Origin of the sequence: Paenibacillus sp. OV219, from assembly GCF_900110075.1 — a bacterium.
Lineage (GTDB): Bacteria > Bacillota > Bacilli > Paenibacillales > Paenibacillaceae > Paenibacillus_Z.
Genome location: NZ_FOCJ01000001.1, coordinates 994,656 through 1,018,505, shown reverse-complemented (window position 1 = coordinate 1,018,505; position 23,850 = coordinate 994,656). Strand labels below are relative to the sequence as shown.

Sequence of the window (23,850 nt, the reverse complement as noted above, 5' to 3'; positions counted from 1 at the left end):
TTCTTCTTTTAGGTGGCTGCAGCTTCATTACACGAGCAGCGGCAGCAGTTCTTCGAGATGTTTGATTTCATGAGCTGGAATGATTTCGTCTGTACGTTTCATGCCATGGCGGTTAATCCAAACGGATGTCATGCCAATCGTATTCGAGCCGAGAATATCAGTCGTCAGCTTATCTCCAACCATAATGCCGTGCTCCGGCTCGATGCCGAGACGCTCCAGCGCATGGTGGAAAATCTCAGCGGCAGGCTTCCCTTTGCCGAATTCGCCAGAGATGATGATGTGGTCAAAATACGGAACGATCGCAGGTACGCCGGCCAGCTTCTCGCGCTGCAAGTCAGGTGAACCGTTCGTCAGCAGCAGCAGCTTGTACTTCCCTTTCAGCTGATCGAGTACAGCGAACGTCTCTTCGTATACGTAAGGACGCTTGCGGCGCTCCGCAGGGAATTGTTCCGCAAGCTGCGCGCCGAGCTCCGGATTATCAATACCGAGTGACGAAAGTCCACGCGTCCAAGCATCGCGGCGGTATCCTGGCGCAAGCTCCTGCAGCATCCGGAATTCCTTCTGTTCGCCCTCGAGGAAGTTCGCCCATAGCCCTTCGAAAGGATTAATACCGATCATCTTCGTGAATGCGAAAGTCTCATACGATTCATAGAGCGCACGCGCTTCGCGGCGTACCGCTTCTTCAAGCGCCTTCGCATCTACGCCGCTCTGGGCTGCTCCTGCTTCGCAAGTTGCGTCGAACGCTTCCTGTACGCTGCGGTCATCCCATAGCAGCGTATCATCTAGATCAAATAGAACTGCTTGCTTCGCCATGATTTGCACTCCACTCTCGTTTACTTATTTTTCTGTAAAAGCAATAGCATGCTGCCCGGCAAACGAACGCAAGCGGTCTGTTATTTGCTCAGTCGGATAACGGTTAATAAGGCGGGAGAACACCCAGTTGCCGCCTTTGTGCTGCTCGATCACGATATAGCCCTTCTGGACATTGATCGCTTTAATGTTGTTAACATAGATCGAACGATCGCCTGTAAACCGGCGGGAGCGAATAAAATCTTTGCCAATCGCAAGGTAAGGACGACGGAACATGAAGAGCAGTGCCAATACGACGTAACAGCCGATTGTTACCCAGAACATAGAGCCTGTTTCCTTAAAGTTCTCCGATGTTACAGTAACGATGACATAGAATAAAATGAACAGAAGCAGGAACGCAGGCATTAGATAGCTGCGGCCTCTGAATGTATCGAGCGTTTCTACGCTAGATGCCGCGGACAAAAGTGGCTTTTGACCGCGCTTCTTCCGCTGTTTGTTAATTTGAGCTTGGTTCTTCTGAACTTTACGTTCCCACGATCTTGACAAGGATGCTCCTCCTACAATACATAATCACAAATTAATTGTTGTTCTTTCATTACAACTGTCGAGCGAATTTGGCAATAAATCGGTTCGGATATTCACTTGGCAAAGCACTAACCTCATCAAGCTGCTTCCATACTGCCTCTGGTATCGACCAGCCTATTGCACCCATATTCTCTTCGTATTGGGCAAGCGTACTCGCACCGAAGATCGGCGACGTAATACCTTCCCTGCGTAGCAGCCATGCGAGCGCAACTTGAGCAGGCGTCTTATCCAGCTCTTTCGCAGCCTGCCTAACCGCCTCAAGCACTGCGAAGTTGTTCGAGGTCGAACGATTCGCCCATGAGCTCTCGCCTACCTTGGATGTCAGACGTCCGCTAGTCGGCTCTTCTGCCCCATAGCGGCCAGTTAAGAACCCGCCGCCAAGTGGTGCCCAAGGAATAATACCAACATTCTCTTCGAGGCACAGCGAGATCATCTCACGATCCATCTCGCGGCTGACTAAGCTGTATTGTGGTTGAATAGAGATGAACCGAACATAGCGGTTCCAGTCACTAACTGCAAGCGACTTCATTAGCTGCCATGCGAAGAAGTTCGAACAGCCGATATATCTGACCTTGCCTGCTGTTACTAGATCATCAAGCGCACGCAGTGTCTCTTCGATTGGTGTCGCATGATCCCATACATGCACTTGATAGAGATCTATGTAGTCAGTATCGAGCCGCTTCAAGCTTGCTTCGACAGCATCCATAATATGTTTTCTCGATACTCCAACCCCGTTCGCATTGGTAGAGGTAGCGAATCTGACCTTCGTCGCCAGAACAACATCCGAGCGACGGTCCTTAATGGCTCGTCCGACAATTTCCTCTGAAAGTCCGCCTACATATACATTGGCTGTATCCAGGAAATTACCGCCTTGCTCCATGAACCGGTGAACCATACTGATGGAATCTGTCTCGCTAGTTGTATTGCCAAACGTCATCGTTCCCAAACAAAGCTCAGACACAGCTAGGCCGCTTCTGCCTAGTAACCGATACTCCATGCTCGTCCCCTCCTACATGATAGAAGTCATTAGTGCTTAACCGAACCTCCGCCGTTCTCTCCGTTCTCTTCATCTTCCGCCCATTTAATGGTATCGAGTTGATTACGGAAATTGCTTTTGAAGTTGTTGAGATATTGACGGCGTAGCTCGTCTCGTTCAACAAGCTCCTCCGGTGTTAAACCGACGGTTTTATTCTTGCGAGAGAGCTCGTTAATACGGGCAATGACTTTGTCTATAGCGTTCATTTCTACTGCACTCCTTTCCCTGCCTAAGGTCAACATGTCAACCTTTACTTTGACATTAATAAGGAGCCATTGTCAAGGTAACACAGGTCCTTCCAGAGATTGAAGAAGCCTGAGCGAATCATGCGCTCAGGCTTAACTTTCTAGTTCATACATTCATTATAAGTGTTATTCAACAGGTACAATTAAAGACTGCCCAGCTTGCAGTGTACTATTCGTTAAATTGTTCCGCTTCTTCAAGCTGTACACCACTTCACGAATATCTTGTCCCGACTCGCGCACTCTGCCAGCAATATCCCACAGCGTGTCGCCTGCTCCGATCACAACCATACGCTCCATTGCAGTTGGTTCAGCAGGATGCTCGCTCCCAGCGTAGCTCGTCATCAATGTCAGACCCGTGAACAGCAGTACGAACAGTAATCCCGCAACTGCTAGTCTTAATAGAAGACGTTGCTTACTAGAGTCATTCCATACATGCTTCGTTGTATGGTTGTTTCTCGTGTTTCCTTTATAAGTAGTTGAGTAAGAAGATATCGTTGTCATCATTATCCAGCACCCCAAACGTTTGTTCTGTTGTCGTTGAATTAACAATAACACGAACATTTGTTTGTAGTCAAGCGTTTTTGGAACATTTGTTCGTACAAATACGCGAACCTGTGTTTTCAAGAACTTATGTTTGTACGAACTCCGGTTCTGTGCTATAATTTGACACAAATGAAACTTTGGAGTGATTCCGGTGTCGAAACTTTCAAACCGCCAGCAGGCGATACTAGAATTCATCAAGACGGAAGTACGCGAGAAAGGCTATCCGCCTTCTGTTCGTGAAATCGGCGAAGCTGTTGGACTCGCTTCCAGCTCGACCGTTCACGGCCATCTGGACCGCCTTGAGAAGAAAGGTCTTATTCGCCGCGACCCGACGAAGCCTCGTGCAATTGAGATTTTGGACGGCGACGAGATCGTACCGTTCCCGCTCGCAATTTCCAAAGTGCCTGTCATCGGTAAAGTAACCGCAGGCGTACCGATTACCGCAACTGAGAACATCGAAGACTATTTCCCTCTTCCTGCGGATAGAGTTGGCGATGATACCGTCTTTATTCTTAATGTTATTGGCGAGAGTATGATTGAAGCAGGCATCCACAATGGTGACTATGTGATCGTTCGTCAACAGCAAACCGCGAACAACGGTGATATCGTAGTCGCAATGACTGAGGAAGATGAAGCAACGGTAAAGACGTTCTACAAGGAGAAGGATCACATCCGCCTTCAACCGGAGAATTCAACGATGGAACCGATCCGTCTTCGCAATGTCTCCATTCTCGGCAAAGTCATCGGCTTGTTCAGAGACATTCACTAATACTATTTATCACAAAGGGCCATCTGAAAGTGCTGCCGCAGCACCTCAGATGGCCCTCTCTCTTTTCTCTCCCAGGATGTCAATTAACCTACAAGCTCCCGAAATAACAAGCTTTGATACATAAACTTACTTCGTTTGTACTTAAAGTTAAACGCTACGCCCGAGAACGCGATAAGAATTCGCTTGAGCGCAAGCGAGTTGACTTTCCGGCGAACCAGCCTTCTCAGCCGTTTGATATTACGATAATTGATCGCTCTCGCTACGGCTGCCGCATAGGCACTCGACGAGCGTAGTGCGCGATAGAATGGCAGAATCGCTCGAGCTATCATTCGGTGAACCGGTGTAGAGAACGTAAATTGCGTTCTGCCTGGTGGAATGGTTAAACCGCATGAGTATTGGATAATCGGATCCGGAAATTCGAAGTCGAAGAAATACCCGATTCCGTTGGATGACAAGCTGCTCAGCTTTGCCGATGGCGCAACTGACTTGAACATCTTCGCTAACGTATCAATATCCGTCGTACGAACAGCCTTCGACCATCTCAGCGCGAATGAATAATTGCACGCGATCTTACGATAGAACGGAATCATGATCCCCGCGACCTTCCGAAGTATCGCTCCTGTTAGCCGAAATTGCGCGTCCGTTCCCACTTTTCCGTTCATCACTGTCGCCTTCTCTCTCCTGTACCCTCTTAACATATAGTGTATGCGGGACAGAGGTCACGGGTGAAGAAGCGGAGCGCAGCGTATCCGTTCTACAATAAAAAACCCCTTGCTGCCACAATGGCCACAAGGGGATTAGAAACGTTTCTTAGAACAGAGTCAAGTACTGATCGCGTTCCCACTCGTGGATTTGCGTACGGTACATGTCCCATTCGATTTCTTTCAGTTCATAGAAGTGTGCAAGTGCGTGATCGCCAAGTGTGTCACAGATGACTTCACTGCGAAGCAGCTCTGTCAACGCTTCTTTCAGGTCGCCCGGCAAGCTCGGGATACCTTCGTCGATACGTTCTTCGTCCGTCATCACATAGATGTTACGGTCTGTCGGAGCTGGAAGAGCAATCTTGTTCTTGATGCCATCAAGGCCCGCTTTCAACATAACAGCAAGCGCGAGGTAAGGATTCGCTGCAGGGTCCGGGCTGCGCACTTCGATACGTGTGCTAAGACCGCGGGATGCCGGAATACGAATCATCGGGCTGCGGTTACTTGCAGACCAAGCTACATAACAAGGTGCTTCGTAACCAGGTACGAGACGCTTGTACGAGTTAACGGTAGGGTTTGTTATTGCTGCGAACGCACGAGCGTGGCGAAGTACGCCAGCCATGTAATAACGAGCAGTTTGGCTAAGACCAAGCTTATCGCTCTCATCATAGAATGCATTCTCGTTGCCGCGGAACAGCGATTGGTGACAGTGCATACCGGAACCGTTTACGCCGAACAACGGCTTAGGCATGAACGTCGCATGCAAACCATGCTGACGTGCAATCGTCTTAACGACGAGCTTGAACGTCTGGATTTGGTCAGCTGCTTTGATCGCATCCGCATATTTGAAGTCGATTTCGTGCTGACCTGGCGCCACTTCATGGTGAGAAGCTTCAATCTCGAAGCCCATCTCTTCCAGAGTCAGTACGATCTCGCGGCGGCAGTTTTCGCCAAGATCCATCGGTGCAAGGTCAAAGTATCCGCCTTGGTCGTTCAGTTCTGTCGTCGGATTGCCTTTCGCATCTGTCTTGAACAAGAAGAACTCTGGTTCAGGACCAACATTCATCGCCGTGAAGCCAAGCTCTTCTGCTTCTTTAAGCGAACGTTTCAAGATACCGCGCGGATCGCCCGCGAACGGTGTACCGTCTGGCATATATACATCACAGATCAAACGAGCAATGCGATCTTCCGCAACCCATGGGAATACAACCCATGTGTCAAGGTCCGGATACAGGTACATATCGGATTCTTCAATCCGTACATAGCCTTCGATCGAAGAACCGTCGAACATCATTTTGTTATCAAGTGCCTTTTCTAACTGACTGACTGGAATTTCTACGTTCTTAATTGTTCCAAGCAAGTCGGTGAACTGAAGACGAATAAAACGGACATTCTGTTCCTGGGTGATACGTCTGATGTCATCTTTTGTGAAACTCACTCAAATCATCTCCTTAGGCGAATGTTTGTTTTATTTCTTGTTATAGAAACGGGACAGCTGACCTTGAATCATCGAAGCTTTGCCCGGTCTCTTCTCAAGCAGCTGTTGCTTCAGCAAACGGTGCAGCTGCGCGTCCGACAGCTCGCGTCTCTTCACTTCCGACAGCTCGCTGACGACTGTCGCGTCTTCGGATTCCTTCGAAACAGGATTCATCACTTGCTTAATGCCCGCAATGTTGACGCCCTTCTCAATCAATGATTTGATCTCTAGCAGCCGCTCTACGTCGTTGAACGAGAATAGTCGTTGGTTGCCACTTGTCCGAGCTGGAACAATCAAGTCATGCTGTTCATAATAACGGATTTGCCTAGCGGTCAAGTCGGTCAACTTCATCACGATGCCGATTGGAAAAAGCGCCATATTTCTGCGTATTTCGTCACCCATGTCGCATCAACCTTCCAGTATCTGATATATACTTACATTGTACCGCCATGCCAAAAACGTGTCAAGTTGTGTGAGGTTTAATTACAACTAATTCTCGTTCGGCGAGTACAGTTAAAGCATTCAGAACACCATATTTGACATGGGCATACGTGAGGCCGCCTTGCATATACGCAATATAAGGCTCACGAATCGGCGCGTCCGCAGATAACTCCAAGCTGCCGCCTTGCATGAACGTACCTGCCGCCATGATGACAGGATGCTCATAACCAGGCATGTCCCACGGCACTGGCACGACATGCGCATCTACTGCCGATGCGCGCTGCACGCCCTGTACGAAAGCGATCAGTTGCTCCGCGCGGTCGAAACGGATCGCTTGAATGAGGTCTGTCCGCGGCGCATCATAGCGCGGATTACTCTCGAATCCTAGCAGTTCGAACATCGCGGCGCCGAACACGCTTCCTTTAAGCGCTTGTCCCACAATATGCGGCGCCAAGAACAAACCTTGATACATCGCCCGAAGAGTGCCGAGCGTTGCACCAACTTCGCCTCCAATACCAGGCGCTGTAAGCCGATAAGCAGTTAAGTCTACCGCTTTCTGAGTGCCAGCCACATAACCGCCAGTTGGCGCCAAGCCACCGCCTGGATTCTTGATCAACGAACCGGCCATTAAATCAACGCCTACTTCCGTCGGTTCAAGCTCCTCTGTAAATTCCCCATAGCAGTTATCGACGAACACATACACATCCGGCTTTAACGCTTTGACACGCTTCACCATTTCCCCGATTTGAGCAACCGTGTACGAGGAACGCCAGTCATAGCCGCGAGAGCGTTGAATACCAATGACCTTCGTACGTTCATTCATGCGTGCCCCTACCGTATCCCAATCAATCGAGCCATCCGATAGCGGTGCAACTTCCCCGTACCTGATGCCAAAATCCTGGAGTGAGCCTTGCCCGTCACCAGGCTTACCAATGACTTTATGCAGTGTATCGTAAGGTTTGCCAGTGATGTAGAGAAGCTCGTCGCCTGGGCGCAGCAAGCCGAACAAAGCACAGCTAATTGTATGAGTACCTGACACAAAATGAGGTCGCACTAACGCAGCTTCCGCCCCCATCACATCCGCATAGACGAGATCAAGTACTTCTCTCCCTGTATCATTGTATCCATATCCAGTGGAGCCATTAAAATGAAAATCACTTACTTTGTGCTTCTGAAATGCAGCGATAACTTTCCACTGATTGCGCTCACTAATACCATCGATAGAACGAAAAACAGGGGCGGTCTGCGTCTCCGCAGCCTCCGCCCACTTGGTTAATTCCAGCCAACTTTCACTTTCATGCTGCCTCACGATAGATGTCTCTCCTCAATAGTTCCTTCGTTATGCCAGTTCCACGAATGCTTCTAGCTTATACCCGTGCACTTCGTAGTCCTGTTTGCTCAGCTGCACAGTCAATCGCATATAATCGCCATCAACGGTCTGTTCGATAACGTCACCTGTTCGGTACGCAAGAGCGATCAGATCACCGCGTTCAGCCGGCAGCATAAAAGTTTTCGTATCCCCCGTCATCCGATCTTGAATCATCTGTCTCAAACGGAGCAAATCGTCTGTGTTGTACGCACTCATGACGAGGGTATCTTGTCCGTTCGCCGGTATCAGCTCAGAGTCAACATCCTCGCACATATCGATCTTGTTATAGATCATCAGCGTCGGCTTGCCTGCCGCCCCAAGCTCGTTCAGAATCCGCTCTACAACGCGAATTTGCTCCTCACGCATAATGGATGAGCTATCGATGACATGCAGAACGAGATCTGCTTCGTTCACCTCTTCCAGTGTTGCCCGGAAAGCCGCTACCAAGTCATGCGGCAAGTTCTGAATAAATCCAACCGTATCGGTGAGTATTACTTCTTTGCCGCTCGGCAGCTCCAGCGTTCTTGATGTCGGGTCAAGTGTTGCGAACAATTGGTTCTCGACATAAACGTCCGCGGCTGTCAGCTCACGAAGCAATGTTGACTTGCCGGCATTCGTATAGCCAACCAGAGCAACCTGCTGCACGCCGGACTTCCGTCTGCGTTCACGGTGCAGCGTCCGATGGCGGACAACTTCGTCGAGGACATGCTTTAGATCAGAGATTCGATCCCGGATATGACGGCGGTCCGTCTCCAGCTTCGTTTCACCGGGACCTCTCGTTCCGATCCCCCCGCCTAGACGGGAGAGATTCTTGCCGTGGCCAGACAGCCTCGGGAGCAAATAGCTCAGCTGTGCCAGCTCAACTTGAATAATACCCTCGCGCGTCTTAGCCCGCTGCGCGAAGATATCGAGGATGAGCTGCGTCCGATCAATAATCTTCAGATCGAGCGTCGCTTCCAGATTGCGCACCTGCGCACCGGAGAGCTCCTGATCGAAGATCGCCGTCGTAGCGCCTAACTCCTCAGCAACTGCTCGCAGCTCCTCGACTTTCCCTTTGCCGATAAACCATTTGGTATCCACCGACTCTTTATTCTGCGTCAACGTGGAGAGCACTTCAACGCCTGCCGTCTCAGCCAAGCTGACAAGCTCTTGCAAGGAATGCTCAGGATCGCCAGTACCCCGCTTTATATTTGGCGTTACCAGACTGACGAGGACCGCGCGATCCTGCAGTTCATTTTCTGTATCGTACGTACTTTGCCGCATACTTGCCATGCAACTCCTTCTATGCTTGCCTATTACTTATCCCATTTCAAATCTTCCGGGCGAACAGTCATCAGCTCCTGCTTCCCAGGAGAACTGCTCGAGTATTGATTCAAGAGGCGAACAGCTTGATGCCTGAACGCTTTCTCTATTATATTGCGCACATATCGCGCGTTGCTGAAAGAAAACATCGAGATCGCTTTCTCTTGCATAAGATGCTGCCTCAGCTTAAATATCGTCTGCGGCATAAGCGTGTAGTCCCGATCCTTCGCCATGAGCTCCGCGATCTGAATGAGCTGGTCTATGGAGTAATCGGGAAAATCAATTTGGATCGGGAATCTGGAAGGAAGGCCCGGATTCGTCATCAGGAAATTCTCAATCTCAAGCGGGTAACCGGCCAAGATAAGAACGAATTGATTCCGATAATCCTCCATCGCCTTCACGAGCGTATCAATTGCTTCCTTGCCAAAATCCTTCTCGCCGCCTCTAGCCAAGCTGTACGCTTCGTCCACAAACAGAACGCCGCCAAGCGCTTTTCGCACGAGATCACGCGTCTTCTGAGCAGTATGACCGATATACTCGCCAACCAAATCAGCTCGTTCGACTTCAATCATGTGACCTTTCGAGAGGACGCCCATCTTGTTAAACAGCTTCGCTACAATCCGCGCAATAGAAGTCTTGCCTGTCCCCGGATTGCCTGTGAAGATCATATGGTACACATGCGAGCCGCCTGACAGCCCTGCGTCTGAGCGCATTCGGCTAATCTGCAGCAGCGCATAAATCTCATAAATGAGCAGTTTGACATTGTCCAAACCGACCATCGGATCAAGCTCCCGCTGGATTTCGAGGTATGGATCATTCGCGGACAATGGTCTTGCCGCAGCTACCGGCTCGCTGTCAAGCGCTTGCGCCGAGCTGCTCGTCGATGCTGCAAAAGTTTCACTGCTGCGAAGCACCACATTAATTTGCCGCGAAGGTCTGCCGCTGCCGCCCCCTCCTGTTGATACGACTCGATCGTCCATCTGCTTCATCACCTATCCTTCGCTGGATCATCGGCATCAGCTGCACGTATAATCCATTGTATTCTAGTGATATCTGCCATATTAACAGTTTTCGAAGCCAGGCTTACAGAGTCTATGTCAAAAGGAATTCGGCAATTGAACGCCCATCCTCAGCAGCAGTTCATCAAGCTTCCACTTCGTGAAGGCAAGTACCTCACGCGAGTAATTGTAACTGATTGAGAGTACTTGTGACTTGAAACCAAGCGCCATCGTATCGCCCGGATAATCAAGGTACTGGGCAATATCCAGAGCCCGCGGCGCATGGAAGTCATTCGTCACGATAAACAGATGGTTCCACCCGTGCTTACGCGCAAGCGGTTTGCTGAACAGCAAATTCTCGTATGTACTGCGTGAATCCTCCTCCAGCACCATCGCTTCCACAGGCACGCCTTTCGCCGTCAGATAATCGCGCATCCCTTCCGCTTCAGATAAGGTAGAGCCGTTATGATCATGTCCACCCGACAATATAAAATGCGCGACCTTCCGCTGCTTGTACAAACCGAGGCCATAATCGAGCCGCTCTTTAAGTCCAGGGCTTGGCTTGTCAGACCACAAGGCCGCACCGAGTATGATAGCAGCGTCAGCCTTAGGAATGGTCTTCGGGGCGTCGTAGCCGTTAATGAGGTAAAGCAAATAGGCGCACCAGAATACACCGAATGCTGCACCGAAAGCGGTAATCCGCAGCAGGAGCCGAATAATCCGGTACCGACTGCGGACGCTGCGCTTCTTGGGCTTCTTCGTAGCTGGGACTGATTTCATGATTCGCTAAGTTCTCCATTCTGAGCAAGTGCTTTGCGATGCTTGAGACTGAGCGTGAAATATCGGAATCGTCCGTTACGTATCGTAGACAACAGCCTTCCCGCCGTCTTGCGCGCAAGGGCAGCGTCCTTGATCGTTACGGTACCTTGACTTACAGCTTCCTCAAGCTCATCCTCATCAAGCAGGAACACTTCCCCGGTCGGCAGTACAACGACATCCAGATACAAATCGTCAAACCACGGCACCTGTTGGTCTGTCAGACCTTGCGTCTTACAAATATCGATATACCATTGAACGACCCGGTTCTTATCATCAAACATCGTCGTCACTACAAAATGTTCTCCTCGCGGAAAATGCTGCATCCATAAATATCCGCGGTCAGCGAGGCATAATCTACGCCCGTTGTATTCTTTCCAAAGCGGTTCACGCAATTCATGAATGCGGTAGAACGTTACAAGTCCTCTAAACTCGTCTGCGTCCATCGCAAGGCACGTATAGCTTCTTCGCAAAATGCGGCGCCAATTGGCTCGGTCAGAAAATTTTCGTTTCATACGGAACGACCTTTCCGTTAGGATCGCGCCAAACGTTACAGCGCGGAAGCACACCTGCAGACCTGACACCTCAGTCAGAACGTTGCAGAAGGGTAGATTTCCCTTATTAAAAAAAGCTTACCACAACATAACGTCCATATTCCAGTCAACCAGTAAAATAAACCAAGCCCTGCTTGCCTCAAAATGCAAAAGGAGGGCAGCAACCGCTGCCCCCTCTTCAATTCAAGCTCATTTCTCTGTAATGGTAATCGTCTCGATATGGACATCCTCTGTCGGCTTGCTATCTGCTTGCTCACCGTTGCCAGGTCCAACCGGCGTTTTCGCGATTTCTTTCACGACATCCATCCCCTTGGTTACTTTACCGAAAATGGTGTAGTTCGGCTGTTTATTCAAGAAAGCTGCGTCCGCTCCAGTACAAATAAAGAATTGGCTGCCGCCTGTGTTCTTCTGACCCGTGTTGGCCATCGCAAGCGTTCCATCCTCGAACTTGTACCCGTTATTGAACTCGTCTGGCACGTTATAACCAGGACCGCCCATTCCAGTACCCGTTGGATCGCCGCTCTGAATCATGAAATTCTGAATAATGCGGTGGAACGGAACGCCGTCATAGTACTTCTCCTTAGATAGGAAGACGAAGCTGTTAACGGTTTGCGGCGCATCCTTCGCGTACAAGTCGACCGTAAACTCGCCTTTGTTCGTTTTGAATACTGCACTGTACGTCTTCGCAGTATCAATGGACATCTCCGGCATCTTTTTCCATTGCTTCGGTGTTGTTGTCGCCGAATTCGAGGCTCCGCCTGTCGTTGTATTTCCAGCCGAATTGTTCGTCGTATCGCTAACCGCGCCTTGATTGTTCTGAATCGTATTGTTTTCGGATTTACTGCCGCATCCAGCTACCACAATTAGCATAGCTGACAGAATGAGTACTAGCGCAGTTCGGTTCATCATGTTCGGAATTGCCTCCAAATGTCCCACATATTAAGGGGTAGTAGTCGTAGTCGTTGTTTGATTGGACGTGCCGCCGCTCTGCACGTTCTGGCCTTGTTGGCTGTCAACCGGTAATGTGCCGTCATTCGCAGGCTGGGTCTGATCGCCGCCTGATGCGTTGCCAGCCCCATTATCCGTGCTTGCACCTGGCGTCGTTCCCGTGCCACTGTTAGTACCGGCATTGCCGCCGCTGCCAGTTCCTGGCTCAGCTGGCTGTCCACCATTCCCAGGCGTCTGCGTGCCGCCGTTACCAGGCGTCTGTCCGTTGTTTCCACCGTCACCAGGCGTTGTACCGCCATTATCAGGCGTTTCCGTCCCACCATTGCCTGGTGTTTCCTGTCCGCCGTTACCTGGTGTTTCGGTTCCGTTACCTGGAGTCTCACCAGGCTGTGTTCCCTCGTTTCCATTGCCTGGGTTGCCTCCATTACCATTGCCTGGCGTTTCTTCCGCAGGAGGTGTAATCTCCACCTCAGGAATATCGACCTTGAGCGTCTCAGAAGGCGTACCTTCCATTTCCTTCTGCGGATCGTACGCTGTGACATAGTACTGATAGCTCATCCCTGGCATTACGCTCATATCGTCCACGCCAGTCGCATCGAGTGCATCCATCAGCTTCGTGAATTGAGCCTCGCTCGCTTCTTTGCGATAGATACGGTAGGTCATGCCTGTGCCTTCAACTGGTGACCAAGCCAGCTTCACAATGGCAGCTTGCTCGTCGTAGATGGCGTTAAAGTTCGTAATGCCAACCGGTGGCTGCTCTTCTTGAACATCACTTGGCTTCGCAAAGCTTCCTTTTGGCACACCTTTCATCGCTTCACTCATCACTTTGCCGAACAATGCTGCGGCTTGGGAGCTGCTCTTCTTTATCATATGATCCTTATCGGTATGATCATAGCCCATCCAGACGACGGCCGTCCATTCCGGTGTATAACCAGCGAACCAGGCATCACGGTTGTATCCATTCACGAGACCTGGGATACCATTCTGCGTCGTACCGGTCTTACCTGCTACTGGACGATCAAGGCGGGCATTAACGCCTGTTCCGCCCTTCTCCAGAACAGCCTGCATCATTTGCGTCATATAGGTGGCAGTCTCCGTCTTCATTAGCTGCTCCGACTTCGGCTCGCTATACTCGTATAGCGAATCGCCTTCCTTATCAGTAATCTTGGTTAAGGAATGCGGATCAACCGACTTGCCATCATTCGCAAAAGCGCTGTATGCCTTCGCCATCTCAAACGGCGTTACCCCATTCGTCAAACCGCCGAGGCCAATCGCCAAGTTACGGTCTTGCGTGCTGTCGAGGGTAAAGCCCATTTTGTCCGCGAATTTGAGTCCAGTCTTCACTCCGATTTCATTGAGCAGCCATACCGCAGATGCGTTACGCGATTCCTTGAGAGACTGCTTCATTTGGATCGGACCGACATATTTGACTTTATTCGAATCTGTCGGACAGTAAGAACCATAGCAAGTCTTCGTATCCTGCAAGATTGACCACGGATACCAGTCACCTGAATCAATTGCAGGACCATAGACCGTAATTGGCTTAAATGAAGAGCCAGGCTGACGCGGCACAAGTATGCGGTTCAGCCCTTTCTTCACATAATCCCGACCGCCGACAAGCCCTTGAATCGCTCCATTACGGTGGTCGACAATAATCATTGCGGCTTGCTCTTGCTGGTCATCAACGCTCTTCTCGAAGTTGTCGTCATCCTCGAACTGCTTCTCAGCAGCGGATTGAGCCTGCGTGTTCAGCGTCGTATAGATGTTATAACCGCCGCTGCGCAGCTGTTCCTCCGTCAAACCACTGACCTGCTCGGCTTCGTTAATGACGAAGTCCAGGAACGCCGGATACGTATCGCTCGCCGTCTTCGCATGCTCAACAGGCACATACTTGACCGACTTCGCTTCATCCATCTGCGCTTGCGTGATATAGCCCTGACTCTGCATCAGCTGAAGTACAACGCCGCGACGCTCCATCGAGTTATCCGGATTGCTAATCGGATTGTAAGTGCCCGGCGCCTTAGGGATACCCGCAAGCGTCGCCATTTGCCATAGCTGTAAGTCTTTCAAATCGGTATCAAAATAGTACTTTGCTGCAGATTTAATCCCGTATACCCCTTTGCCGAAATAGATCCGGTTCAGGTACATCGTAATAATCTCATCCTTCGTCTTCTTATGCTCAAGCGCGACTGCAATTGATGCTTCCGTCGCTTTTCGGAAGAAGGTTTTGTCCTGCGTCAGGAATAAGTTCTTCGCAAGCTGCTGCGTAATTGTGCTGCCGCCTTCAACGGCGCTGCGTGCTACGATATCTCGTACAATGGCACGGCCAATCGAATATAGGTCGATACCGGAATGCGCTTCGAAACGTCGGTCCTCTGTCGCGATTACCGCATCGCGCATCAACTCCGGAATTTCCGCGAACTCGACGTTCTCACGATTGCCGCCTGCCTGATAGAGCTTGGTGACCTCTTTGCCTTGCGAATCATAGATCGTGGACGCTTCCGGAAGCACGAATTTATCTTGATTCTCTGAGAGAATGCGTTCACCGTTCAGGATAATCAACAAATACCCGATAATGCCACAAACAACAGCAATCGCACCGGTGAAGAATAACCAAATCGCTGCTTTGCGCCGATTGATGCGCTTCTTACCCTTCTTGCCGGGCTTCCCGGTCTTTTCCGCCTTACTACTCCTCGTGCTGCGTGGTCCTTCAGTCATCTGTAAGGTCCCCTCCAGTTCATCCGTGAGATATCCTCTCTCTCTATTTATACCCTATATGTGTAAACGGCAACGGTCCATACTGAAACGACATAACCGTAACAAAAAGAAACAACCCCGCATGAGCGCAAGGGTTGCTCTTTCTTGCCGCTATCCAATTAAACGTAACATGGTTTAAAAAGGTTTCAAAACGTGCTTACATGACACTCACGCTTCATTGTTCTCTTGAATCTGCATTAGCGAAACGTTACGTTGTGGGGTAAAGGTCGAGATCGCATGCTTGTACACCATTTGCTGACGGCCTTCGCTGTCAATGACGATCGTGAAGTTGTCGAACGCCTTGATGACACCGCGAATTTGGAAGCCATTCGTCAGGTAAACCGTTACCGGCACGCTGTCTTTGCGAAGTTGATTCAGAAATGTATCCTGAATGTTGATTGATTTGTTCATTGTATTTTACCCCCATCGTCAAAAGGTTGGTTAAAAGTATATTCAAGATTCATCCTAAACTTTCCTGCTATTATAGCATGAATCAAGTTCAAATTCTTGTTAAAGTTTTCCGAACTATCAATCCAATGGATATCTTTCATATGCCGGAACCACGATAGTTGCCGCTTAGCGAACCTGCGCGTGTCCCGCTTCAGCATCTCAACCGCTTCCTCAAGCGTCAGATGCCCTTCCAAATAGTGAACGATTTCTTTATAGCCGAGCCCATGCATGGACACCGCATTCGAAGGAACACCTCTGGCGAGCAGCCCACGCACCTCTTCAACCAGCCCTTCTTCAATCATCGCATCGACGCGCTGATTGATCCTCTCATAAAGAACCGCGCGGTCCATAGTAAGACCAATAATACACAGTTCGAAAGGAGATTCTTTTTTCTGTCCTTCTAACTGCTCAGATACGGTACCACCAGTCAGATGATGTACTTCGAGTGCTCGGATAACGCGCCGCTGATCGTTTGGATGAAGCCGCTGCGCCGCTACCGGATCGACCGCTCGGAGCCGCTCGTGAAGCGCTTCGGCGCCGTGGGACAAAGCATACAGGCGCATCTCCTCGCGGAATTCGTCGTCTCCGCCGACATCGGCGAAATCGTAGCCAAAAGCGACCGACTCGACGTAGAGACCAGTACCACCAACGATGAACGGCAGCTTGCCTCGGCTCGCAATGTCCGGAATAAGCGCGGCGCACCGCTCTTGAAATTCCGCAACCGAGAACGGATGCTCAGGCTCGCAAATATCAATCAAATGATGGGGAATACCTTCCCGTTCCTCTAGCTTGATCTTAGCCGTGCCGATATCCATTCCTTTATACACTTGAATGGAATCGCCTGAGATAATCTCGGCGTTCCATGCTTTCGCAATATCAAGACTCATTCTCGTCTTACCAACCGCAGTCGGCCCGATGAGCACGAGCAGTCTTTGTTTGCCGCTCTCATTTGATGCTGAAATCATGTTGGCAGGATCACTCCGTAAGCAATTTTGTTTATATGCTGGCGTTTGAATCCCAGCCGCTCGAATTCACTGCTTGCTGCATGCTCCTTGAGCACGACGGCTTTGCGAGCAACGCGCACCGCTTCCTGCACCGATTGTTCGCTGAGCTTTTCGTTATTCGCGAGACCTCGAAGTGGCTGAAGCGCGGATGAATCGTGCATCGGTTTGCGGAACATCGGGTCGAAATAAACGATATCGACGCTCTTATCCTGCAGTTGCTCTAGATAGTCGAGATGGTTCGTGTTACGAATCTGGATTCGGCGGAATGCCTCGTTCACGTCCGTGTGCTCCGTGTGATAGGATTGCAGCCCTTCTCGAACGACGGTGTACAGAATGGGTTCGCTCTCAATCGCCGTAACCGCGCCTTCCGCGCCAACCGCATAAGAGAATACGATCGAATCCGATCCAAGTCCTGCCGTGCAATCGACAACCGCATCGCCAGGCTCGCAGCCGGTGAGAGTCATAAGCGGATCAAGCTCGCCCTTGCGCATTCTTTTCACTCGGACGTAAGCCATGCTGGGATGAAAATACAGCGGCTCCTCCGATTCCTCATAATAGCGCAAGCCCCTCTCATCTGCAACAAGGAGGCGGTTATCGCCGTACTTCTCTCGAAGGAGCGTGAGCGAATCCTGCTTACGCGGAACGAGTCTGCCGCCAAGTTCTGCTGCTATCTGCTCTGCGTAGGCAAGCTGTCCTGGAGATGGTTTCTGCGGGGTAGTGACGATCATGACATCACCCGCTTAAACATTTTTTCCAGCTGATAGGTTGTCATATGGACAACAATCGGTCTGCCGTGAGGACATGTATAAGGCTGAATGCAGGCAGCTAGCCGCTTCAATAGCCCTTCGCCTTCCTCGCGCGTTAGCCTGTCGTTCGCTTTAATGGACGCTTTACAGGAGCACATAATGGCAGATTTCTCGCGCATCTTGCCGATATCGACCGCACCACGTTCGCTGATCAGCCATTCTGCCATCTCTTCGATGACATTATGCTCTTCACCTGCAGGCAGCCACTCTGGATAGGAGCGCACAAGAAATGTGTGGGCGCCGAACGGCTCGAGCTCAACTCCAGCCTCAACCAAGTGATGCAATTTGTTCTTCAGCGCATTCGCTTCGACAGCTGTAAATTCCAGTGTCAGCGGAACCAGCAGCTGCTGGCTAGCCTGCTCCGGTCTTGAGAATTTGTCAAAATAGTACTCGTAATTAATTCGCTCATGCGCAGCATGCTGGTCAATGAGGAACAGTCCTTCTTCATTCTGCGCAATGATGTACGTGCCGTGCAGCTGCCCGATCCAGTACAGTTCAGGGAATACCGGCGCGTCACCGCGGTCATTCATCTGCGTCCCGCTGTTGCTGCTGCTGTCGGCCGCATAGACTGGCGCTGCAGATGGTTCGCGCAGGACAGGCTCCTCGCGCTGAACGCTAGGCGGTGCATAGAGCCGTTCTGTCGCGTCCCGGGGTACTGCGGGACGGTTCGCTGATTGCGATTGCCAATCGGTCGCGGTTCCTCGGCTGCTTGCTGCAGCATTGCCGATGGTGTACGAAGAGCCCCGCGATGGCGTTGGTGTTGACGGCGAATAATCGGATGATGGACGCTGAGGAGCAGCAGAATAGCTGCCTCCTGCTGCTTCATCCGTCTGTACTGCAAAAGATTGCTCAGCGGTTTGGAGCGCTGCTGCAATATCGCTCGCGGAGACGGAAACGGCTGGTCGCGTTGCCGATGCAGGCTGTGCTGACGCTGCAATTTCGTTCGCATATGACGGTGTTGACTGCATCGAAGGCTGCGCCGACTGAGCTGTCTGCTGCACTGGCGTCACTATTGCCGACTCCGAACCAGCTGCGCCACTGCCAAAGCTCGCTTCAGGCCGATGAAATGAAATCCGGTCCTGAATATAGACCGGCTTTGAACGGTCCGCCGGCTGCGCAGGACCTGGGATGTGGCGCTGCTTGCCGAGGGCGCGCTTCACGCCTTCCTCGATAAATTCTCTCAGCTCAGCTTCCATGCTGAAACGGACCTCCATCTTGGAGGGATGAACGTTCACATCGAGCAAGCTTGGATGCATGCCCAGCTCCAAAACGATGAGAGGAAACCGGTTGATCGGCAGTAACGTATGATAGGCCTGCATGATCGCTTGATTAATGATAAAGCTCTTGATGTAACGGCCATTGACCACAATCGTGATGCCGTTACGGTTCGAACGTGTCTGCTCTGGCTTCGAGATGTAGCCGCGCAGCTCATAATCTGGATGCTCGCCTTCAACTGGGAGCATCGCCTTCGCGGTCGCTGTACCATAGATCGCTGCAAAAGCTTGAAGCCGATCTCCGCTGCCAAGCGTACGCAGAAGCAAGCTTCCGTTATGTTTCAATGTGAATGCGATGCCCGGATGAGCAAGAGCTAACCGATTGACATAATCGGCGATGTGCCCGATCTCCGTCTGTATCGTCTTCATATACTTAAGCCTGGCAGGCGTATTATAAAACAGCTCGCGGACACTAATATCTGTTCCTTGCGGCGCGTTCGTTTCCTCGTTAGAGGTAATGGTTCCGCCTTCGATGACCAGCTTGCGCCCAAGTCCTGAATGATCCGGCGAGGATATGCATTCCACTCGCGCCACTGCCGCGATACTCGGCAGCGCCTCGCCTCGGAAGCCGAGGCTCGCGATTCGGAACAAATCTTTACTGGACGAGAGCTTGCTCGTCGCATGACGGTAGAACGCGGTCTCGATATCGTCCCCTTCGATCCCAGAGCCGTTATCTGTGACGCGCACGAGCGCAAGTCCGCCGTCTTCAATGACGATATCGATCGTCGTACTCCCCGCATCGACTGCGTTCTCGACAAGCTCCTTCACTACGGATGACGGCCGTTCTACCACCTCGCCAGCGGCGATCTGGTTGGCAAGCTGCTCCTCCAATATGCGGATTTTGCTCATCTAAGAAGCACCTCCTACTTGTCCTCGTGAAGCTTTAATTTCATATCATTCAACAATTGCATGGCCTGCATTGGTGTCATATTAAACAGATCGAGCTTGCGCAGCTGATCGGCAATTTGTTCTGCGCGAGTGCTTCCTTTGCGGTTCTTGCCGGTGTCAGCGCTCGCCACTGGCTCTTCGAAGATCGAGAGCTGAACGACGCCGCCAGCACTGAGCGACGATGGCAGCTCAGCTCCTTGTGATACAGGTAAAGGTTCAGGTTCAGGTACAACTACAGATACAGCTGCTGGTGTCGCCGGTACATCCTCCAGTGCTGGCGCTACGTACTTCGCAGCCAACTCGGCAGCTTGGTGCGGCGCCTGCGAAGGAGATTTCCACGCAACTGCTGCTGCCGCAACCGCCGCCGCATCCTCCTGCGAGGTATGCAGCTCGAGCAGCGAATAAGCGCGCTCGATAATGCTTCCAGGCAAACCGGCGAGCTGAGCGCAGTAGATACCGTAGCTACTACCCGCAGCGCCTGGAACGAGCTTGCGCAGGAACGTGACATTGTCGCCCGTCTCCTGCACCGCCATACAGGCATTCGCCAGATTTGGAAGCGTCTCGCTGAGATGAGAAAGCTCATGGAAGTGCGTTGACACAAGTGCTTTACAGCCAACCTCGTGATGGACGAATTCGATGACCGCTTGCGCGATCGCCATACCTTCGCCGGTCGATGTGCCTCGGCCCAGCTCGTCGATGATGACCAAGCTATGCTCTGTTGCTTTTTCCGTCATAACTTGAATGTCTTTCATCTCAACCATAAACGTACTTTGCCCGCCGATGAGATCATCAGCTGCACCGATCCGCGTAAAGATGCGGTCAATCAGCGGCACTTCAGCATGCTTCGCTGGAACGAAGCAGCCAATCTGCGCCATTATGCTGATTAAAGCCACTTGGCGCATGTAGGTGCTCTTACCCGCCATATTCGGGCCGGTAATAAGAAGCATTGAAGCTTGTCCATCATCCTTCACAAGCGTCGTGTCGTTCGCAATAAATGCTGAGCCCTCCATCACCGCTTCAACAACCGGATGGCGACCTTCACGCACAACGAAGTTGTAGTCATCGGTCACATTCGGCCTTACATAGCGCTGCTCGCCGCTGACTGTTGCATGCGACTGATATACATCTAGCGCTGCGATAACTTCCGCCAGCTTCTGAAGCCTGTGCAGATGTGCGGTCAGATGCTCGCGAAGCTCGACAAACTTGGCATACTCGAGATCGACCATCTTGTCTTCCGCTTCGAGAATGAGCGTCTCTTTCGCCTTCAGCTCAGGCGTTACGTAGCGCTCTGCATTCGTCAGCGTCTGCTTCCGCTCATAGCGGCCCTCTGGCAACATGCCAATATTCGCCTTCGACACTTCCAGATAATAACCGAACACCTTGTTGTAGCCAATCTTCAGCGACTTGATGCCAGTCGCCTCACGCTCGCGCCGCTCCAGCTCAGCTAGCCACTTCTTCCCATTCACGCTCGCTTCGCGCAGCTCATCCAAGTAGCTGTCATAGCCGGCGCGGATCAGCCCGCCCTCCCTTACGGAAACCGGCGGCTCTTCAACGATAACGGTCTCGATCATCTGTGCGAGATCAGCACAAGCATCAACGCCATCGACCAGCTTACGCAATGTTTCCGACTCGGAGTCCTTACACAGCGCCGTCAGTGCTGGGACATGCTGAAGCGAAGACTTAAGCGCATTAAGATCGCGTCCATTCGCACTGCCATATGCGACTCGGCCAACTAGCCGCTCAAGGTCATAGATTTCATTCAATTCATGGCGAAGCTCATCGCGCAAAATAAAGCTGTGGTACAGCTTGTCCACCGCTTCCATCCGTTCATCAATGGCAGCCTTTGACAGCAGCGGCTTATCAATCCAGCGGCGAAGCAGCCGCGCACCCATCGAAGTGCGTGTACGATCAAGCAACCACAGGAGAGAGCCTTTCTTATTACGGTCACGAACAGTTTCCGTTAGCTCAAGATTCCGTCTTGTGAATGGATCGAGAATCATATATTGATTCGGCTCGTAGACCGAGATTCGCCGAACGTGTCCGAGCGAGCGCTTCTGCGTCTCATCGAGATAGCCGATCAATAGGCTGATGGCACGATGTCTTGCTGGTGCTAGAGCATCCAGCGCAAGCTGGCTGAACTGCTCGGTGAGCCTAGCTTTGTCCATCGGAACCCGTTCCGTAAACAAGACAGGTCGATTCCACGTTGAAGCAGCCGGTCGAAGCATCTCCAGCGCTTCCGCGTCGCCGACGAGCTCAGACGGATGATACACATTCACCTCATCGTAGAGCGACTCAGCAGTTGCAGCGAACGAAGTAACGTACAGCTCCCCAGTTGTAAGGTCACAGGCTGCCACGCCAAAAACGCCGTCCTGAATCGCAGCAGCTACGATGAAGTTATTCGCTTTATCCGCAAGCGACTTCGTCTCCATAACCGTACCGGGAGTTACAACGCGAATGATTTCGCGGCGGACGACGCCTTTTGCAGCCGAAGGGTCTTCGACTTGCTCGCAGATTGCGACTTTATAGCCTTTCTCGATTAAACGTGCAATGTAATTGTCAGCAGAATGATAGGGAACGCCGCACATTGGGATCTTCTTGTCCCCGCCGCCTTCACGGCCCGTTAAAGTAATCTCAAGCTCTCGCGATGCATGAATCGCATCGTCAAAGAACATCTCATAGAAATCACCTAGGCGAAAAAAAAGAATCGCGTCCTGCGCGCCCTCTTTTATGCCTAAGTATTGTTGAATCATGGGGGTATATGCAGTCATGTCGATCCTCCTATAGATATGAGCGATAAACAACAGACCTTTATTATAGCAGAAAAGCACCTCGCTTGGAGAATACTCAGCTATCACAGAGTGTAATTAAACAAAACATACAAAAATAATAATTTGAATCATTTTGTTTACCGAATATCAGTTTACACCTTACACATCGCATTATATAATCAAGCCAATCGTAAGCGGTTTCATCTTTACTTTCATTAAAATAGTACCTATTAAGGAGTGGATACTTGTGCTGAACACCATATCCGAGCTGCGGAGCACGACTTCGAAGCAGTTTACGACATTCGATCCGCACACGAAAAGCAAGACCAAACGGATTGAGCCTGGCGCTCCTGCTACAACACTGGTCGAAAGTGATAAACCGGGGATGATTACGCGAATGTGGCTTACTTTTCCTGGTTGGTTCTGGAGGCACTGGGATGTGTCAGCAGAGAACGATCCGTCCACACTTAAAAAGCTTATTCTGCGCATTTACTGGGACGGCGAGCCGCATCCATCCGTAGAAGCGCCAGTCGGTGATTTCTTCGGAATCGGGCATTGCGAGTTTCGCCATTATGTTTCTCGTTATTTGGGCATGTCGAGCGGCGGCTTCTACTGCTACTTCCCGATGCCTTACAATAAAGTTCGAATCGAGCTTGAAAATCTGCACGAGAGCATTCCATGCGACGTCTTCTTTAACGCCAATTACGAGGAGTACGATGAGCCGCAATCCGGACAAGGAAGGTTCCATTGCCTGTTCCAAACAAATCGTCTGAACGGACCCGATCCGCTCCCGGTGCTCGACATCAAAGGTAGGTCATTATGTCGGCTGCGCGTTGTCCATGCAGGGCGAGGAGCTGAACTACTTATCTTACTTGGAGGCACCCGAGTACATCCATATTGACACGGAGAGCAGCGAACCGACGATTGTAGGGACGGGGCTGGAGGATTATTTTAACGGGGGATGGTACTTCCGCAACGGCGAGTTCCACAGCGAGCTGCATGGTGTACCTCTCAAAGACACACTCCGTTCCATGATCAGCATGTACCGGTTCCATGAACGCGACGCAATTGCATTCAAAGAAAATCTAAGGATCTCCTTCGTAAATCCGTGGGAAGCCAAGCATCTGAAGCCCTACTGGTACGCATCAACGGCGTACTGGTATCAGGACCGCGCCGCTGCTCTGCCGGAGTCTCTGCCCATCGATAGGCTGATGAGCTTGTACCGCATTCGCGATACGGATCATCAATCTTATCCATAACTTCGATTAATCAATCATGCGAAAATCGCTCATTCCGACCTGAACCCGTA

At 51.1% G+C, this 23,850-nt stretch carries 21 protein-coding genes and 1 pseudogene; 2 read left to right on the top strand and 20 right to left on the bottom strand.

Annotation, left to right across the window (positions count from 1 at the left end):
- Positions 1-27: 27 nt before the first annotated feature.
- From BMY11_RS04545 to BMY11_RS28720, 5 genes are all read right to left on the bottom strand, one after another.
- A complete protein-coding gene (locus BMY11_RS04545; RefSeq protein WP_090573245.1) occupies positions 28-813 on the bottom strand; it encodes an HAD family hydrolase in 786 nt (261 codons plus the stop codon).
- 24 nt (positions 814-837) lie between these two features.
- Entirely contained in the window at positions 838-1,356 is a 519-nt protein-coding gene (locus BMY11_RS04540) for a hypothetical protein (RefSeq protein ID WP_090573244.1), read from the bottom strand.
- Between the two features lie 49 nt (positions 1,357-1,405).
- The gene (locus tag BMY11_RS04535) at positions 1,406-2,392 is read right to left on the bottom strand and encodes an aldo/keto reductase (protein WP_090573243.1); all 987 of its coding nucleotides are present in this window, start codon (positions 2,390-2,392) and stop codon (positions 1,406-1,408) included.
- A 29-nt stretch (positions 2,393-2,421) separates the two neighbouring features.
- Entirely contained in the window at positions 2,422-2,637 is a 216-nt protein-coding gene (locus BMY11_RS04530; RefSeq protein ID WP_090573242.1) for a DUF896 domain-containing protein, read from the bottom strand.
- A gap of 165 nt (positions 2,638-2,802) precedes the next feature.
- Entirely contained in the window at positions 2,803-3,180 is a 378-nt protein-coding gene (locus BMY11_RS28720; protein ID WP_177182490.1) for a LysM peptidoglycan-binding domain-containing protein, read from the bottom strand.
- A 190-nt stretch (positions 3,181-3,370) separates the two neighbouring features.
- Between BMY11_RS28720 and lexA the strand changes: the two genes are divergently transcribed.
- The gene (lexA, locus tag BMY11_RS04520) at positions 3,371-3,988 is read left to right on the top strand and encodes a transcriptional repressor LexA (protein ID WP_090573241.1); all 618 of its coding nucleotides are present in this window, start codon (positions 3,371-3,373) and stop codon (positions 3,986-3,988) included.
- 83 nt (positions 3,989-4,071) lie between these two features.
- On the opposite strand, the gene BMY11_RS04515 is transcribed toward lexA, so the two are convergent.
- The 15 genes from BMY11_RS04515 to mutS form a co-directional block, all read right to left on the bottom strand.
- A complete protein-coding gene (locus tag BMY11_RS04515; RefSeq protein ID WP_090573240.1) occupies positions 4,072-4,650 on the bottom strand; it encodes a hypothetical protein in 579 nt (192 codons plus the stop codon).
- Between the two features lie 148 nt (positions 4,651-4,798).
- On the bottom strand, positions 4,799-6,127 hold the full coding sequence (glnA, locus tag BMY11_RS04510) for a type I glutamate--ammonia ligase (RefSeq protein WP_090573239.1): 1,329 nt from the start codon (positions 6,125-6,127) through the stop codon (positions 4,799-4,801).
- A 30-nt stretch (positions 6,128-6,157) separates the two neighbouring features.
- Positions 6,158-6,568 (bottom strand): MerR family transcriptional regulator, encoded by a 411-nt coding sequence (locus tag BMY11_RS04505; RefSeq protein ID WP_090573238.1) that lies wholly within the window; start codon positions 6,566-6,568, stop codon positions 6,158-6,160.
- A gap of 61 nt (positions 6,569-6,629) precedes the next feature.
- Complete coding sequence (locus BMY11_RS04500) at positions 6,630-7,916, bottom strand: methionine gamma-lyase family protein (RefSeq protein ID WP_371262755.1); 1,287 nt, start codon at positions 7,914-7,916, stop codon at positions 6,630-6,632.
- Positions 7,917-7,946: 30 nt separating this feature from the next.
- Positions 7,947-9,239: a GTPase HflX gene (gene hflX, locus BMY11_RS04495; protein WP_090573237.1), complete on the bottom strand. Its 1,293-nt coding sequence runs from the start codon at positions 9,237-9,239 to the stop codon at positions 7,947-7,949.
- Between the two features lie 32 nt (positions 9,240-9,271).
- A complete protein-coding gene (locus BMY11_RS04490) occupies positions 9,272-10,258 on the bottom strand; it encodes an AAA family ATPase (RefSeq protein ID WP_090573535.1) in 987 nt (328 codons plus the stop codon).
- 117 nt (positions 10,259-10,375) lie between these two features.
- Positions 10,376-11,056, bottom strand: coding sequence for a YdcF family protein (locus tag BMY11_RS04485; RefSeq protein ID WP_090573236.1), 681 nt, complete (start codon positions 11,054-11,056; stop codon positions 10,376-10,378).
- Entirely contained in the window at positions 11,053-11,607 is a 555-nt protein-coding gene (locus tag BMY11_RS04480; RefSeq protein WP_090573534.1) for a ribonuclease FAU-1 family protein, read from the bottom strand. The genes BMY11_RS04485 and BMY11_RS04480 overlap by 4 nt, the downstream gene beginning before the upstream one ends.
- 228 nt (positions 11,608-11,835) lie before the next feature.
- Complete coding sequence (locus BMY11_RS04475; protein ID WP_371262754.1) at positions 11,836-12,555, bottom strand: peptidylprolyl isomerase; 720 nt, start codon at positions 12,553-12,555, stop codon at positions 11,836-11,838.
- 30 nt (positions 12,556-12,585) lie between these two features.
- Positions 12,586-15,312: a PBP1A family penicillin-binding protein gene (locus BMY11_RS04470; protein WP_090573235.1), complete on the bottom strand. Its 2,727-nt coding sequence runs from the start codon at positions 15,310-15,312 to the stop codon at positions 12,586-12,588.
- 207 nt (positions 15,313-15,519) lie between these two features.
- A complete protein-coding gene (gene hfq, locus BMY11_RS04465) occupies positions 15,520-15,762 on the bottom strand; it encodes an RNA chaperone Hfq (RefSeq protein WP_090573234.1) in 243 nt (80 codons plus the stop codon).
- On the bottom strand, positions 15,759-16,766 hold the full coding sequence (gene miaA / locus BMY11_RS04460; RefSeq protein ID WP_090573233.1) for a tRNA (adenosine(37)-N6)-dimethylallyltransferase MiaA: 1,008 nt from the start codon (positions 16,764-16,766) through the stop codon (positions 15,759-15,761). The genes hfq and miaA overlap by 4 nt, the downstream gene beginning before the upstream one ends.
- Entirely contained in the window at positions 16,763-17,533 is a 771-nt protein-coding gene (locus BMY11_RS04455) for a class I SAM-dependent methyltransferase (RefSeq protein ID WP_090573232.1), read from the bottom strand. Before BMY11_RS04455 ends, miaA begins: the two co-directional genes overlap by 4 nt.
- A complete protein-coding gene (gene mutL, locus BMY11_RS04450) occupies positions 17,530-19,734 on the bottom strand; it encodes a DNA mismatch repair endonuclease MutL (protein WP_090573231.1) in 2,205 nt (734 codons plus the stop codon). The genes BMY11_RS04455 and mutL overlap by 4 nt, the downstream gene beginning before the upstream one ends.
- A 14-nt stretch (positions 19,735-19,748) precedes the next feature.
- Positions 19,749-22,541, bottom strand: a complete 2,793-nt coding sequence (gene mutS / locus BMY11_RS04445; RefSeq protein ID WP_090573230.1) for a DNA mismatch repair protein MutS — start codon at positions 22,539-22,541, stop codon at positions 19,749-19,751.
- A 385-nt stretch (positions 22,542-22,926) separates the two neighbouring features.
- Here mutS and BMY11_RS29655 point away from each other — a divergent pair.
- Positions 22,927-23,800 (top strand): annotated as a pseudogene (locus BMY11_RS29655) (glycoside hydrolase family 172 protein).
- Positions 23,801-23,850 lie beyond the last annotated feature (50 nt).

Coding starts and splice junctions, on each gene's coding strand:
- BMY11_RS04480 (WP_090573534.1), bottom strand. CDS start 11,607: ATGAAACGAAAATTTTCTGACCGAGCCAATTGGCGCCGCATTTTGCGA.
- BMY11_RS04470 (WP_090573235.1), bottom strand. CDS start 15,312: ATGACTGAAGGACCACGCAGCACGAGGAGTAGTAAGGCGGAAAAGACC.
- BMY11_RS04505 (WP_090573238.1), bottom strand. CDS start 6,568: ATGGGTGACGAAATACGCAGAAATATGGCGCTTTTTCCAATCGGCATC.
- hfq (WP_090573234.1), bottom strand. CDS start 15,762: ATGAACAAATCAATCAACATTCAGGATACATTTCTGAATCAACTTCGC.
- BMY11_RS04545 (WP_090573245.1), bottom strand. CDS start 813: ATGGCGAAGCAAGCAGTTCTATTTGATCTAGATGATACGCTGCTATGG.
- BMY11_RS04485 (WP_090573236.1), bottom strand. CDS start 11,056: ATGAAATCAGTCCCAGCTACGAAGAAGCCCAAGAAGCGCAGCGTCCGC.
- BMY11_RS04535 (WP_090573243.1), bottom strand. CDS start 2,392: ATGGAGTATCGGTTACTAGGCAGAAGCGGCCTAGCTGTGTCTGAGCTT.
- miaA (WP_090573233.1), bottom strand. CDS start 16,766: ATGATTTCAGCATCAAATGAGAGCGGCAAACAAAGACTGCTCGTGCTC.
- mutL (WP_090573231.1), bottom strand. CDS start 19,734: ATGAGCAAAATCCGCATATTGGAGGAGCAGCTTGCCAACCAGATCGCC.
- hflX (WP_090573237.1), bottom strand. CDS start 9,239: ATGCGGCAAAGTACGTACGATACAGAAAATGAACTGCAGGATCGCGCG.
- BMY11_RS04530 (WP_090573242.1), bottom strand. CDS start 2,637: ATGAACGCTATAGACAAAGTCATTGCCCGTATTAACGAGCTCTCTCGC.
- BMY11_RS04455 (WP_090573232.1), bottom strand. CDS start 17,533: ATGATCGTCACTACCCCGCAGAAACCATCTCCAGGACAGCTTGCCTAC.
- BMY11_RS04515 (WP_090573240.1), bottom strand. CDS start 4,650: ATGAACGGAAAAGTGGGAACGGACGCGCAATTTCGGCTAACAGGAGCG.
- mutS (WP_090573230.1), bottom strand. CDS start 22,541: ATGACTGCATATACCCCCATGATTCAACAATACTTAGGCATAAAAGAG.
- BMY11_RS04490 (WP_090573535.1), bottom strand. CDS start 10,258: ATGGACGATCGAGTCGTATCAACAGGAGGGGGCGGCAGCGGCAGACCT.
- BMY11_RS04475 (WP_371262754.1), bottom strand. CDS start 12,555: ATGATGAACCGAACTGCGCTAGTACTCATTCTGTCAGCTATGCTAATT.
- BMY11_RS28720 (WP_177182490.1), bottom strand. CDS start 3,180: ATGATGACAACGATATCTTCTTACTCAACTACTTATAAAGGAAACACG.